We start from the raw sequence: 13,184 nt of genomic DNA on the forward strand, positions 1-13,184 counted from the left end.
ATGACGCCGATCGAGCTTTATCCGCACGCCGCTTCCGCCGCCTGGTCCGACACCGGCCCGCGCGCCAGCAGCGTCTCGCTGCGTGGCGTGACGCGGCGGCTCGGCCAGGCGCAGGCGCTCGCCGACATCGATCTCGACATCGCCGCCGGCGAGTTCGTCGCGCTGGTGGGCCCGTCGGGCTGCGGCAAGTCCACGCTGCTGCGCGTCATCGCCGGCGTGGAGGACATCGATGCGGGCGAAGTGCGCATCGCCGGCGCGCCCGCCAGCGATGTGCCGGCCAAGGCGCGCGACCTGGCGATGGTGTTCCAGAGCTACGCGCTCTATCCGCACCTCACGGTGTTCCGCAATCTGGCGTTGCCGCTCGAGGTGCGCCGGCTCGAGCGCGCCGAGGTCGAGGCCCGCGTGGCGCAGGCCGCCGGCATGCTCGACATCGCCTACCTGCTCAACCGCCGGCCCGGCCTGCTCTCGGGCGGACAGCGGCAGCGCGTGGCGCTGGCCCGTGCGCTGGTGCGCGCCGCGCCGCTCTATCTGCTCGACGAGCCGCTGAGCAGCCTCGACGCCCGGCAGCGCGCCGAGCTGCGCGGCGAGATCGCCCGCCTGCATCGCACGCTCGGCGCCACCTTCCTTTACGCCACGCACGACCTCGGCGAGGCCCTGGCGATGGCCGACCGCGTCGCCGTGATGCGCGACGGCCGCATCGAGCAGATGGCAACGCCGGACACGCTGCGCCACGCCCCCGCCAACGCCTTCGTCGCCGACTTCATCGGGCAGCAGGCCTCGAGCCTCGCCGCCGCGATGCAGGAAGCCCGCGCGGGGAAACTGCAATGAGATGGCTGAGCGCCCACATCACCCGCGAGGGCCCGGGGGTCGATCGCAACGCGCCGCCCAGGCGCGGCCTGGCGCTGCTCGCCGACGTGGTCCGCCGCGAATGGTGGATGCTGATCCAGCTCAACCTGCTCTACATCCTGTTCGCCCTGCCGCTGGTGACGCTGCCGGCGGCGCAGATCGCGGCGAGCCGCGTCACCGCGCTGATGCTCGAGGATCGGCCGGTCTATCTGTGGCGCGATTTCTGGGAGGCGTTCCGCAGCCGCTTCTGGCGCGCCAGCGCGCTCGGTCTCGTCATCGTCGCGGCGCTCGCCACCGGCGCCTACGCGACCGCCGCCTTCCTGCAGGCGGCGAAGGCCAGCATCGTCTTCGCCCTGCCGCTGGCCATCGCCTTTTCCACCACGCTGTTCGCGCTCATCGCCGCCGCCTATGCCATGACGCTGCTGGCGCTGCGCGACCGGCCGCTGCATGTCGTGCTGCGCCTTGCTTTGCTCGGCGCGCTGGCGCGGCCGCTGCCGGCGCTCGCGGCCTTCGCCGTGGTGGCGCTGCTGTGGCTGCTGCACGTCGTGTTCTATCCCGCCTCGCTGTTCATGCCGGCGGTGCTCAATTTCTCATTCGGAACGCTCGCCATCACCTTTGGCGTCCACCAGGCAGCAATCCGGCTGCTCGCGCTCGATGCGGGCGCGGCGTCGGCCGCGATTGGCGCAGGAGGTAGCGCGCAACTGCGCGTTCAATAAAGGGAAGGAAAGACCATCATGACGAAGCATTGGTTGCGCCGCATCGCGGCGGGAACGGCCCTCGGGGCGGTGCTTGCCGCCACCGGCCTGGCGCACGCCGCCGACCAGGTGACGCTCAACTGGGCGCTGTGGGACTGGGCGGCGACGCCGTACTACCAGCCGCTGATCGACGCCTATGAAGCCGCCCATCCCGACGTCAAGATCACCTACACCGATCTCGGCTCGGCCGATTACGACACGGTGCTGCAGACGCAGCTCACCGGCGGCAGCTCCGACCTCGATGTCATCACCATCAAGGACATCCCCGGCTACGCCAATCTGATCAGCGCCAATCTGCTGACGCCGCTCGACGACTACATCAAGGCGCAGAACATCGACCCCAAGATCTATGGCGGCGTGCTCGATTCGCTGACCGTCGACGGCAAGGTCTACTCGCTGCCCTTCCGTTCGGACTTCTGGCTGCTCTATTACAACAAGGACCTGTTCGATAAGGCGGGCGTGCCCTATCCGACCAACGACATGACGCTTGACCAGTTCGCCGACATGGCGCGCAAGGTCACCAGCGGCTTCGGCGCCGACAAGGTGTACGGCACCCACTTCCATGTCTGGCGCTCGGTGGTGCAGCTCCCCGCCGTGTTCGACGGCAAGCACACGGTGGTCGACGGCAATTACGACTTCCTCAAGCCCTATTACGAGCGCGTGCTGAAGCTGCAGGACGAAGGCGTGGTGATGAGCTATTCGCAGCTCAAGACCTCCAACACCCACTATTCGGGTCCGTTCTACAACCAGCAGATCGCCTCGATGCCGATGGGCAGCTGGTTCATCGCCACCAACATCGCCAAGGTGAAGACCGGCGAATCCAAGGCCGTGCATTGGGGCCTCGCCAAGTATCCGCATCCCGATGGCGTGCCGGCGGGCAGCACCGCATCGACCGTCACCGGCCTGTCGGTGGCGGCCAATTCCAAGCATCAGCAAGCGGCGCTCGACTTCGTCAAATTCGTCTCCGGCCCCGAAGGCGCCGCCGTGGTCGCCAAGACCGGCACCTTCCCGGCGATCACCAATGACGAAGTGCTGAAGACCATCACCTCGACCCCCGGCTTCCCCGACGACCAGCAGAGCAAGGACGCGCTGGTGACGACGAGCCGCGTGCTCGAGATCCCGGTGAGCCCGATCGCGCCGCAGATCGATCTCGTGCTGAGCCGCGCCCATGACGCGATCATGACCGGCAGCGAGACCATCGACCAGGGCATCGCCGACATGAACAAGGGCGTTGCCGAGCTGCAGAAGAAGTAACGGCGCGAGCCTCTTCCTGCGACTGTGGCGGGCCCTCGGGCCCGCCATTTTTATGTGATCAGCAGCCGCAGCCGCCCGCCGGCGAACGGCAGCAGCACGCGGTAGAGCCGATCCGGCCAGGCCTGGCGCAGGCGGGCGTCGGCGATCGGGACCTCTTCGAGGCGCATGGCGCCCGCCCCCGTCACCGCGATCGTTGCCAATCCGGGCAGCACGATCTCGCCGGCGGCGAGCTCGGGCCGGCGGGCGAACATCAGCGACAGCTCGGCGGCCAAATCGCCATCGGCAAAATCCTCGATCTCGACCCCCGCCCCCCTCTCGAGCACGACGCGCCGCCGATAGGCGCGCAGCGCCGCCTCCGGCGGATAGGCGCCGGCGATGTCCATTTCGATTGCGGCCCGCTCCGCCGCCAGCGTCACCTCGACGTCGCGCGCCGCGAACGCCGCGCCGTCGTGCTGCATCACGCCGCCGAAGCTCGGCAGGTTGTGCCACGCCGACTGCATGGTCCAGATGTCGTAGCGCTCGGCCGAAAACGTCCTGGCCGTATAAGTCTCGACGCCGACATCGATCAGCACCGGCTGCCCGTCCTTGTACAGCGTGACGCTGCCCACGTCGTTGTGGTTGTGGCTCTCGCCATTGTCGCCCGCCTTCACCGCGAGCGCGAAGCGGCCGTCGCCCGCGGCCAGCAGCCCGACGCTGGGCAGGAAGCAGTCCTGCTGCGGCACCGGCCCGGGCCGGTAGACCGCCATTTCAGCCGCTGCGAACGCCACCTGCAGCCGATAGAACAGATTGATTTCGTCGGGCAGCGCCACGCGCCGGTCCACCGCCCAGTCCGCCGCGGCGAAATCGGCGAGCAGCGCCGAGCCCACCGCGCGGCCGAACAGGAATTCGCGCGCGCCGCACCCCTCGACCACCGCCGAGCTGTCGGCGAAGTTGAAATAGCGCCGCCCCGCCACATGCATGTGCACGATGTATTCGGCGATGTTGCGCAGCTTCGGCTCGGCCCGGAGCGGCGCGAACGCCGTGGGCGCCACGGCGGCCAGTATTGTCAGCGCATTGAACAGGCACAGCCCGGCATGCCGATAGTACAGCACCCCCTCCTCGCAGGCGCCGTCCTCCGCATAATCCTTGAGGAATGCATCGAGGCTTCTGGCGGCCTGCCCGACGATGTCGCGGCGCCGCGCCGCCGCAAGCGGCCGGGCGAAGGCGGCGATCAGCAAATTCTGCGTGCACCAGGCCGTCCAGTTGTTCATCGGCTCGTCGCCGTTCCCCATCCACCAGAAATGCCGGGTGAGATAGGGGGTGAAGATGCGCCGCTCGAGCTCGGCATCGATGCGCGCCACCAGCCCCGGCGCCGCGATCTCGAGCTCCGCCCCCAGCATCTGCGCCGCCACCGCGAGTTGCGCCCCGGTCTCGGCCGCGAACAGATCGATGATCGGGCGCGTGACGTCCGGCAGCGCCGCGCGCGCGCCGTTGCGCACCTGCGCATTGTGCGCCGGCAATTGCCAGCCGCTCTCCTCGCAAAGCAGCAGCAGCCCATCGACGATGCGGTCGAGAAAGCGTCCGTCATGCTCGACGCACTCGGCGAGGATCAGCGCATTGAGCAGGCGGCGGCGCGCGAAATAGCCCGCCTCGAAGCCGGCGCGATCGCCGGTGCGGGTATAGGCGAGATAATGCGTCGCCGTGAGCTGCGGATAGTCCGCCGCCAGCGCCGCGTCGCCATCGGCCATGAGCTGCGCCGCAACGAACTCCGGCAGCGCTTTCCACGCCGTGCGATCCTGCGCCGGCGGGGCGATGGCGAAGTCCGGAAGGGTTGCGGGCAGCAGCGGCAGCCTTGCCGTGAACATGCGACCTGGAGGCGGGAGTGGGAGCGCGGTAACGCTCCATCCATACCACAGCCGCCCGGCGGCCGCGACGGCAACGCCACCGCAAAGTGTCTTTTGCACTTATGCACAGGCCGCAAATACGCTTCGCCCGGTCGATCCACACCGGCTTTTGCCGCAGCCGCCCACCGCCGCCGGACAGTCGGACTGCCGGCTTGGTACGATAGCTGCGCGGCATCCCGCCGCGCGCCGGCCTATAAGGAACGGCGCTCCTGCGTACCCGCTCGACGCAACGAGCCGGGATGGAGCATAGCGTCAGGCAGGTGGCGGGGCCGCCGCAACTCCCCGTCGCCTGCCCCACGCAATGTGGGAGTATGCGTGATGGCACGAATTTTCATGGAAGCATCGCTGCTGCTGCTCGGCATCGCCATGCTGGCCACCGTGATGGTGGGCATCCCGGCCGGCTGGTTCTAAGACGGCAAGGCATTTTCCGAGCCCACGCATGGATAGCCCGCACCAGCGGCTCGGTGTTGCCCGCGTGGTCGAACAAGTCAGCGGCAATGTCGCAACGTCCAGAATGCCGCACATGCTTTGCGTCAATGCACGAACCGCGCGCTCCCGGCCTTCGGCTTGATGCTGGGCATCAGGACCGTCATCACCGCCGCTGCGATGAAGCCCAGCGCTGCAAGTCCGGCGAATCCCACCTGAAGCGCGGCGCCGGCGACAGCAGTCAATGCCCAGACCGCCGCTGCGCCGCCGAGTTCATGCGCCGTGTTCAGCAAGGCTGACGCCACGCCGGCCCTCCCCTGCTCGACGCCTGAAAGCGATGTCACCCCGGCGGCGACGAACGCAGCCCCGATTCCCGCCGAGGCCACGGTGAGGCCAGCGATCAGAATGAAAGGCTGACCCGCTGTGATGCCAACCCCGATACCCAGCCCGGCCAGAACGAACGCCGCCGCCACGAGCGGCTTCGACCCGATATGCGCGATGCCGTGTCCTGCCATGTGAGCTCCGGCCAAGGTGCCGATCGCCATGGGCAGGAAGGCAAGCCCGGTCTGCAGCGGCGACCAGCCGAGTGCGCGCTGCAAGGTGAAGGAGGCAAGAAAGAAGCTGCCGACCAGCAGCCCGGTCGCAGCCAGCATCGCGACCGTTCCCGCTTGCACGGTCTGCCGCCGCAGCAGTAGGCCGATAGTGGCGAGCGCGCCGGCCGTGCGCCCGGAGCGCCGAACAGGCGTCGGGATCAGGGGCAGCACGGCCAGTACCAGCACCCCGATCGGCACATTGAGGAAGAAGATCCACCGCCAGCCGGGGCCTGCCGTCAGCAGTCCGCCCAGGATCACGCCAAGCGCCGAGCCGATCCCGCCGACGGCGGCCCAAGCTCCCAATGCCCGCGTCCTGGCCGCCCCGTCGAAGCGGAGCGTCAGGCTGGCGAGTGCCGATGGCGACAGCAGCGCCGCTCCGATTCCCTGGACGGCCCGCGCCCCCAGCAGCATCGGCATCGAGACCGAGAAGCCGGCAAGCAGCGAGGCGCCGGTAAACAGCACCAGGCCGACGAGCAGCACGCGGCGCGGGCCGAAGCGGTCGGCGGCGCGGCCGCCAACCAGCAACAGGCCGCCGAAAAGCGCGCCATAGACGACAATCACCAGACCCGACTGCGCCGCCGGCGCGTGCAGATCGCGCACCAGGTCGGGTAGCGCGACATTCACCACCGTGACGTCGAGCACGAGCATCAACTGTGCCGCCGCGAGCAGGACCAGTTCGAACCAGCCGGTGCGTAGCGACCTTCCATCCGCCACCGTGCTCATGACATCCTCCGGCGGAAGAGCGCCATCACCGCCATCACGCCGGCCCAGACGCCGAGCGGAAACTGCAGCGTGCCGGTAATCTCGAAGAACCAGTCGGCGGGCACCTCGTAGGTCGGCGCGGGGAACATCTGCCTGTAAAGGTCGGCATCGCCTGCGAAATAAACGATATTCTTGAGGGCGTGGTTGTAGCCGCCCTCGACGAGGCCGATGACGATCGCCGGCGCGACGAGGATCACGGCCATGTTGAGCCAGAGGAGCACGCCGCCGGCGTGGCCCTGCCGCCAGCGATGCGCCCCATAGGACAGCGCAAGGATGAGTGCGCCGATGATCGCCGCATAGAAGGCGACCTGGATTCGCCAGGGCGTGTCGTAGGCATAGGCGCCGTAGACATGGTGGATGGCCGTCAGGATCAGCTCCAAAAGGCCCAGCGTGGCCGCCAGTGCGGCGGCCGACCGAAGCATCGACATCGGATTTCCTCGTTGCGGTTGGATCGATGCCGGGCTATCACGATGCCGAACACGATGTTCGGTTATTGCCGAACGAAGCCGCATCGAAGTCCGATACGGAACTCGGCGCCGCGATTGTTCGGAAACTGGCGAGGCTCGCATGGCAGTGGATCGACGCGTGGCCCGGACGCGCGCGGCGCTCTACGACGCGCTGGTGGCGCTTATTCTGCGCAAAGGCTATCCGGCGATCACCGTCCAGGACCTGCTCGAGGAGGCTGACGTCGGGAGAGCGACGTTCTATGCCCATTTCACGTCCAAGGAGGACCTGCTGGCGCGCAGCCTGGAGCGCGTCCGCGATATCCTCGCAGAGGCGGTCTCGCGCACGGAGGGCAGTTGGAGCATCGCCCTGTTCACCCATGTCGCGGAGTTTCGGCCGGTCTATGCAGCACTCGCCGGAATCGCGGCCGGCGACGTGCTGCGCGGGGCGATCCGCCGGGTCGTCGCCGGCTTCGTCGCCGAGCGGCTGCTGCCTGCGCCGGGCATTCCGGCGGAGTTGCAGGCGCAGCACGTCGCCGGCGTGTTCATGACGCTGCTGAGCTGGTGGCTCGATCGGCGGCCGCGCCTCGAGCCGCAGGCCGTCGACGAGTTGTTCGGGCGATTGCTGGCCGGCGAGGTGCGTCTGGCCTTTTGACCTGGCCGGTTCACCCCATCGCCGATGTCAGGACTGCGGCGATCAGCAGAACGCCAGGCCTGCGAGCCGCCAGACACGAATTTTCATGGAAGCATCGCTGCTGCTGCTCGGCATCGCCATGCTGGCCACCGTGATGGTGGGCATCCCGGCCGGCTGGTTCTAGACGGAAACGCCGTCCCCCGCCGCCAAAGAAAAAGCCCGCCGAACCAAACGTCCGCGGGCCACCCGACGCCGGCGCGTCGATCTCTCGAAGATTGGTTGCGGGAGCAGGATTTGAACCTGCGACCTTCAGGTTATGAGCCTGACGAGCTACCGGGCTGCTCCATCCCGCGCCAATGTCGTGCGTTTCGCGCCTGTCGAGGCGGCCATCACCGCGGCGCAGGGCGTATATAAGGGGTCGATCCGCCGGCCACAAGGCGAAAAGCGCCGCCGCGCGACAGTTTTTTGACGGCGCAAAACCCCGTCGCGCCGCCGCGCCCGGCCGCCGCCTGGGCTATAAGGATTGGCCCTGCTGCGAGGCCCGCAATGACCCTGTTTGCTTCGGTTTTCCCCATCCTGTGCTGGCTCGCCTACAATTTCGGCGTGCCCTTCGTCGAAGCGCGCCGTCCCTCGCTGTCGGTGATCATGAGCATGCAGCGCCGCCGCTGGGTGGCCAACGTCACGCGCCGCGAAACCCCGCTCGACGCCATCCTGTCGGGCAACCTGATGCAGTCGGTGAGCTTTCTCGCCTCCACCTCGGTGCTGCTGGTGCTGGCGGTCTTCGCCGCCTTCGGACAATTGCCGGCGCTGATGCGGACGCTCGAGACCCTGGGCATGTCGGCCGGCTATTCGGTGGCCGAGATGCAGATCCATCTTTTGGTGCTGCTCGCCATTTTCGTGTCGAGCTTTTTCTCGTTCACCCTGTCGCTGCGCCAGTTCAACCATTTCTGCATCATGCTCGGCGCCATTTCGCACGAGGTGCCGGCGAGCGCGGCCGAGATCGACGCCATCGCCATGCTCAATTCGCTGGCGGCCAAGAACTTCAACAACGGCATCCGCGCCTATTATTTCGCGGTGCCGGCCATGGCCTGGTTCGCCAACCCGTGGTTCGCCGTCGTCATCACCGTGATCACCGTCGGCTTCATCGTCCACCGCGAGTTCTTTTCGACCGCGCACCGGCTCGCCGCCTCGGTGGCGGTGATCGCCAGCCGCCGCGAGCGCGGACCCGAACAGCCCTGAACCGGCTCTAGCCGCCGAGCCGCTGCAGATTGGTCTTGGCCAGCTTGTAGCCCTGCGCCGCCGCGCGGCCGTAGAGCGCGCGCGCCTTGCCGGCATCGGCGTCGACGCCGAGCCCGAGCTCGTAGAGCCGGCCGAGATCGTTCTGCCCGGCGGCGTTGCCGGCATCGGCGGCCTGCTGCAGCCAGTTGACGGCGCCGGCCACGTCGGGCGCCCCGCCCTCGCCCTTGAGCAACATCAGCGCCAGATTGACCGCGGCCCGCCTGTCGCCGCCCTGCGCCGCGCGCAGATAGCCCTGCCGCGCCGCCACCGGATCGGGCGCGCCGCCGCTGCCCGCCTCGTCGGTGCGCGCCAGGTTGTAGGCCGCCACCGCCAGATTGTAGCCGCTGGCGTTGCGATAGAGCTCGGCCGCCGCGGCCGGATCGGCCTTGGTGCCGATCCCGAGCTCGGTGAGATAGCCGAGCCCGTTCATGGCCGGCGCGTAATACTGGTCCGACGCCGCCTTGATGTTGCTGTACGCCTTGGCGGCGTTGGCCTTGCTGCCGCGGCCCTCGAGATAGGCGAGCCCCAGCCGGTACTGCCCCTCGGCATCGCCGGCCTTGGCGGCGTGCGCCAGCCAGTCGAACGCGGTCTTGTCGTTGCGCGCCACGCCCGTGCCCGTCTGCAGCCGGTCGGCGACGATCACTTCGGCGCGCCGCACGCCGGCCTTGGCCGCCGCCAGGTACCAGGCGAAGGCCTGCGCCGGATCGGCCGCCACGCCGTCGCCGAACTCGTAGGAATAGGCGAGCCCGAGCGCCGCCGGCGCGAAGCCGGCCTCGGCCGCCTGCCGCAGCAAGCCGGTGCCGCGCCCCCGGTCCTGCCCCACCCCCTTGCCCAGGATCAGCAGCTGGCCCAGCGTATTGAGCGCCACGACATTGCCGGCGCCGGCGGCATCCTCGAGCAGCGGCACCGCCTTGCCGTAGTCGAGGCGGCTGGCATAGGCCACGCCGAGCCACGCCTTCACCTGCACCGATCCGGGATCGTCGCGCAGCGCAGCGGCACAGGCGTCCACCGCTTCGGCGGCGCTGTACGCATCGAGCCCCGCCAGATCGAGCGGCCCGGCATCCTCATAGCCCGGTTCGTATTTGCTGGCGGCGAGCCCGGCGCAGGCGTCGAACGCCTCGCCCGCCAGCGCCGGCGCGGCGAGCAGCGCAAGCCCCAGTGTCAGCACGGCAAGCTTCATCGGCGGTGCCCCCTCCGGTCCGGACCATAGGAGGTGCGGCGGCGGCGAGGCAAGCCCGTCCCTCGCCCCGCTCACTCGGCGGCGCGCGCCGGCGCGAACTTCCGCCCGATATAGATCGTCACATGGTCGGTGACATGGCCGAAGCGGATGATGTCGAGCTCCCGCGCCGTCTCCACCGTGCCGAACTGGGCGGCAAACGCCGGATCGAGCCGCCGCCAGGTATCGGCGACGATGAGCGCCGTTTCGCCGCGATGCGCCTCGGGGTCGAACCAGTCGTCATAGCCGTCGCGATGCGCCGAGACGCTCACCACGTCGCGGTCGTGCAGGGCGAAGGCCAGCGGCGAGGCCAGCGCGTAGTCGGTGGCGGCGACGAAGCCGATCGTTTCGTCCGCCCGGATCGCCGTCACCGCCGTCGCCACCTCGTCCCAGCCATACGACCAGGCCGAGGTCTGGTCGGTGGCGTTGACCATCGCCATCACCGGCAGCACGCCGTAATTCACCGCGGCAAAGCCGATGGCGAGCACGCCATAGGCGATCTGCGCTCCGAGCAGCAGCCGCGAGCGGAACCAGGTGGCGAGGAACGGCAGCACCGCCACATAGGCAATGGCGTTCCAGTGGATGAGGATATTGGTGAACAGCGACGCCAGCAAAAAGCCCAGCGTGGAGATGGCGAACACCAGCCGGGCATAGCCATGCCCGTCGCGCCGCGTGAAGGCGAAGCGCGCCATCGGCCAGAGGATGAAGGGCGACAGCACCACGAGCCCGCCCAGCAGGTAGCCGCGCAGCCCGTCGAGATTGAGCCCCGCTTCCGCCAGCTTCTGCCGGCCGCCGAAGATGAAGCCGAACGAGGCGAGTCCGTGCTCGGCGTTCCAGATCAGCACCGGCGCCTGCAGCGCCACCGCCAGGAGCGCCGCGAGGTAGAGATGCGGCGTCGCGAACAGCTTGCGCATCTGCGGCACGATCAGGATGTAGGCGACCAGCGCGCCCGCCAGCACGCCGCTGTTGTAGCGGCTGAGCATGGCGAAGCCGATCGCCAGCGCCGCGAGGTAGAGCCAGCGCACCCGCGCCGGCTCCTGCCGCAGCCGTTCGACGCAATAGACCGTGGCCAGCGTGAAGAACACCATCAGATGGTCGGGCAGCGCCACGCTGGTGAGCCCGAACAGGATCGGCGTCGAGAGAAAGATGACGGTGCTGGTCCAGAACCACCAGGGCGGATCGGCGGTGCGCCTGGCGAACAGATGGAGCAGCGCCAGGTCGCCGATCAGCGTCAGCAGCACCATGGCGCGCAGCCCCGCGATGCTCCAGCCGAACAGCGCCCCGGCGATGCCCTGCGTCCAGCCGATCAGCGCCGGATGGTCGAAATAGGAGAGCTGCGGGTGCTGGCCCCAGACGAAATAATAGGTCTCGTCCATGAACGGGTGCGCGCCCACCAGCAGCACCAGCTTGACGAACAGCAGCACCAGCGCCACGCCGCGCATCGTCCGCCAGCCGAACCCTGCGCGCGCCTCACTCATGCGGGGTGAAGTCCGTGCCCAGGAGGATGCGATGCAGGTCGACCTGCCGGCCGTTGACCACCACCGGCAGCTCGGCCAGCACGGTGAGGCTCCTGAACTCCGAGGCGACGTCGTAGAGCGGCCGCCAGGTGTCCTCGAACAGGATGGCGTCCTCGCCGGCATGCGCCTTGGGGTCGAACCAGAAATCGTACTGGTCGCGGCCGGGGAACAGGCTGGTCACGTCCCTGTCGTGGCTCATGAAGCCGACCAGCGCCGCGGTGGTGTAGTCGCTGGTGGCGATGAAGCCGACCTTGTGTTCGGCCTTGGCCTTGTCGAGCGCTGCCACCGTCGGCCCCCAGCCATAGCTCCAGGCCGTGGCGCCGTCGCGCCAGCCATCGACATTGGTCAGCGGCGTGATGGTGTAGTTGATGAAGATGAACACGGCAAAGATCGTGCCGTAGATCGCCTGCAGCCCGAGCAGCAGCCGCGGCCGCATCACCAGCGCCAGGAACGGCAGCATCGCCACATAGGCGACGAGGTTCCAGTGAAACAGCGTCACCGTGGTGAGCGCCACCGTGAAGATGGCGGCGGTCGAGATCAGGAACGTCGCCCGCGCGAAGCCGGCGCCCGGAACGCTGTTCTTCTGCGACGTCGCGAATTTCCAGATCGGCCAGAACAGGAACGGCGAGATGAAGATGCCGATGCCGAACACCAGCGGCACGATGCCGTCGATCTCGGCGTGCAGCCCCGCGTGGCGTCCCTTCAGGATGAACTCCCACGAGGCGAAATTCTCGCTGAGGTTCCAGAGGATGGTCGGCGCCTGCAGCAGCAGCGTCAGCAGCGCCGCCAGGTACAGCCGCCCCTCTTTCAGCAGCCGCCGGTCGTAGACCAGCACGAATGCCGCCACGCCGAGCGCGAGGAACGCCGCATTGTATTTCGACAGCGCCGCGAGCCCCAGAAACAGCGCCCCCAGATAGAGGTCGCGGCTGGCGCCGCCGCCGCCCCCGGCCCGCGCCGCAAAGAACCGGAAGAAGAAATACAGGGCATAGAGGCAGCCGGTGAGCAGCAGATGGTCGGGCAGCGCGTAGCCCGACACCATCCAGTAGATCGGGCTGCCGACGAACAGCAGCAGCGTCACCCAGAAATGCGTGCGCCAGGCGTCGCCGGCGACGGCGCGCGACAGCAGATAGAGCGCATAGATGTCGGCGAGGAACGACAGCACCACCGGCACGCGCAGCGCCAGCAGGTTCCACCCGAACACCATCGAGCTCAGCCCCAGCAGCCAGGCATTGAGCGGCGGATGGTCGTAGTAGGACAGCGCCGGATGCTGCCCCCACATCCAGTAATACGCCTCGTCCATGAATACGCTGGCGAAGAACAGGTGCACGAGATGGAACACGACCAGCGCCACGGTGAGGAGCTGCACGAGGCGCAGTGCGATGCTCCCGAGTTCGATGGTCCTGCCGTTCACCCGCTGTCCCCGCGTCCCGCTGGCGCGCTTATGCCATGCGGGGCCCGGTCGGCAAACCCTGCCGCGAGCCCGACTGCAACATCGTGCTCGCGGCTCCATCGCCCCCTCCCCCTTGCGGGGCAGTGTTTACACTGGACTCATGGTGTGTCTGTTGAAGAACAGGTCG

Annotated in this window: 11 protein-coding genes and 1 tRNA gene; 5 read left to right on the forward strand and 7 right to left on the reverse strand. The window is 68.3% G+C overall.

Annotated elements, in window-relative coordinates; all coding sequences use genetic code 11:
- From BGO82_RS15300 to BGO82_RS15310, 3 genes are read left to right on the forward strand one after another with little or no spacing between them, the layout of a single operon-like run.
- The gene (locus BGO82_RS15300; RefSeq protein ID WP_291306470.1) at positions 1-828 is read left to right on the forward strand and encodes an ABC transporter ATP-binding protein; all 828 of its coding nucleotides are present in this window, start codon (positions 1-3) and stop codon (positions 826-828) included.
- Positions 825-1,562 (forward strand): YesL family protein, encoded by a 738-nt coding sequence (locus BGO82_RS15305; protein ID WP_291306471.1) that lies wholly within the window; start codon positions 825-827, stop codon positions 1,560-1,562. Before BGO82_RS15300 ends, BGO82_RS15305 begins: the two co-directional genes overlap by 4 nt.
- 18 nt (positions 1,563-1,580) lie before the next feature.
- Positions 1,581-2,855 (forward strand): sugar ABC transporter substrate-binding protein, encoded by a 1,275-nt coding sequence (locus tag BGO82_RS15310; protein WP_291306472.1) that lies wholly within the window; start codon positions 1,581-1,583, stop codon positions 2,853-2,855.
- Positions 2,856-2,905: 50 nt separating this feature from the next.
- Here the strand turns inward: BGO82_RS15310 and BGO82_RS15315 are convergent, their stop codons facing one another.
- From BGO82_RS15315 to BGO82_RS15325, 3 genes are all read right to left on the reverse strand, one after another.
- Entirely contained in the window at positions 2,906-4,699 is a 1,794-nt protein-coding gene (locus BGO82_RS15315) for a heparinase II/III family protein (protein WP_291306473.1), read from the reverse strand.
- Positions 4,700-5,271: 572 nt separating this feature from the next.
- The gene (locus BGO82_RS15320; RefSeq protein ID WP_291306474.1) at positions 5,272-6,480 is read right to left on the reverse strand and encodes an MFS transporter; all 1,209 of its coding nucleotides are present in this window, start codon (positions 6,478-6,480) and stop codon (positions 5,272-5,274) included.
- A complete protein-coding gene (locus tag BGO82_RS15325) occupies positions 6,477-6,947 on the reverse strand; it encodes a hypothetical protein (protein WP_291306475.1) in 471 nt (156 codons plus the stop codon). The genes BGO82_RS15320 and BGO82_RS15325 overlap by 4 nt, the downstream gene beginning before the upstream one ends.
- A 157-nt stretch (positions 6,948-7,104) precedes the next feature.
- Between BGO82_RS15325 and BGO82_RS15330 the strand changes: the two genes are divergently transcribed.
- Positions 7,105-7,617 (forward strand): helix-turn-helix domain-containing protein, encoded by a 513-nt coding sequence (locus BGO82_RS15330; protein ID WP_291306476.1) that lies wholly within the window; start codon positions 7,105-7,107, stop codon positions 7,615-7,617.
- A gap of 255 nt (positions 7,618-7,872) precedes the next feature.
- Here BGO82_RS15330 and BGO82_RS15335 read toward each other — a convergent pair.
- Positions 7,873-7,949 (reverse strand) — tRNA-Met (locus BGO82_RS15335).
- A 193-nt stretch (positions 7,950-8,142) separates the two neighbouring features.
- On the opposite strand from BGO82_RS15335, the gene BGO82_RS15340 reads away from it, so the two are divergent.
- Positions 8,143-8,835 (forward strand): DUF599 domain-containing protein, encoded by a 693-nt coding sequence (locus BGO82_RS15340; RefSeq protein ID WP_291306477.1) that lies wholly within the window; start codon positions 8,143-8,145, stop codon positions 8,833-8,835.
- A gap of 7 nt (positions 8,836-8,842) precedes the next feature.
- On the opposite strand, the gene BGO82_RS15345 is transcribed toward BGO82_RS15340, so the two are convergent.
- From BGO82_RS15345 to BGO82_RS15355, 3 genes are all read right to left on the reverse strand, one after another.
- Positions 8,843-10,054, reverse strand: coding sequence for a tetratricopeptide repeat protein (locus BGO82_RS15345; RefSeq protein ID WP_291306478.1), 1,212 nt, complete (start codon positions 10,052-10,054; stop codon positions 8,843-8,845).
- A gap of 71 nt (positions 10,055-10,125) precedes the next feature.
- Complete coding sequence (locus BGO82_RS15350) at positions 10,126-11,568, reverse strand: glycosyltransferase family 39 protein (protein ID WP_291306479.1); 1,443 nt, start codon at positions 11,566-11,568, stop codon at positions 10,126-10,128.
- Positions 11,561-13,018, reverse strand: a complete 1,458-nt coding sequence (locus BGO82_RS15355) for a glycosyltransferase family 39 protein (RefSeq protein WP_291306480.1) — start codon at positions 13,016-13,018, stop codon at positions 11,561-11,563. The genes BGO82_RS15350 and BGO82_RS15355 overlap by 8 nt, the downstream gene beginning before the upstream one ends.
- Positions 13,019-13,184: the final 166 nt, after the last annotated feature.

It is taken from the genome of Devosia sp. 67-54 (assembly GCF_001899075.1).
Taxonomy (GTDB): Bacteria; Pseudomonadota; Alphaproteobacteria; order Rhizobiales; family Devosiaceae; genus Devosia_A.

Coding starts and splice junctions, on each gene's coding strand:
- BGO82_RS15325 (WP_291306475.1), bottom strand. CDS start 6,947: ATGTCGATGCTTCGGTCGGCCGCCGCACTGGCGGCCACGCTGGGCCTT.
- BGO82_RS15320 (WP_291306474.1), bottom strand. CDS start 6,480: ATGAGCACGGTGGCGGATGGAAGGTCGCTACGCACCGGCTGGTTCGAA.
- BGO82_RS15340 (WP_291306477.1), top strand. CDS start 8,143: ATGACCCTGTTTGCTTCGGTTTTCCCCATCCTGTGCTGGCTCGCCTAC.
- BGO82_RS15315 (WP_291306473.1), bottom strand. CDS start 4,699: ATGTTCACGGCAAGGCTGCCGCTGCTGCCCGCAACCCTTCCGGACTTC.
- BGO82_RS15300 (WP_291306470.1), top strand. CDS start 1: ATGACGCCGATCGAGCTTTATCCGCACGCCGCTTCCGCCGCCTGGTCC.
- BGO82_RS15345 (WP_291306478.1), bottom strand. CDS start 10,054: ATGAAGCTTGCCGTGCTGACACTGGGGCTTGCGCTGCTCGCCGCGCCG.
- BGO82_RS15350 (WP_291306479.1), bottom strand. CDS start 11,568: ATGAGTGAGGCGCGCGCAGGGTTCGGCTGGCGGACGATGCGCGGCGTG.
- BGO82_RS15310 (WP_291306472.1), top strand. CDS start 1,581: ATGACGAAGCATTGGTTGCGCCGCATCGCGGCGGGAACGGCCCTCGGG.
- BGO82_RS15305 (WP_291306471.1), top strand. CDS start 825: ATGAGATGGCTGAGCGCCCACATCACCCGCGAGGGCCCGGGGGTCGAT.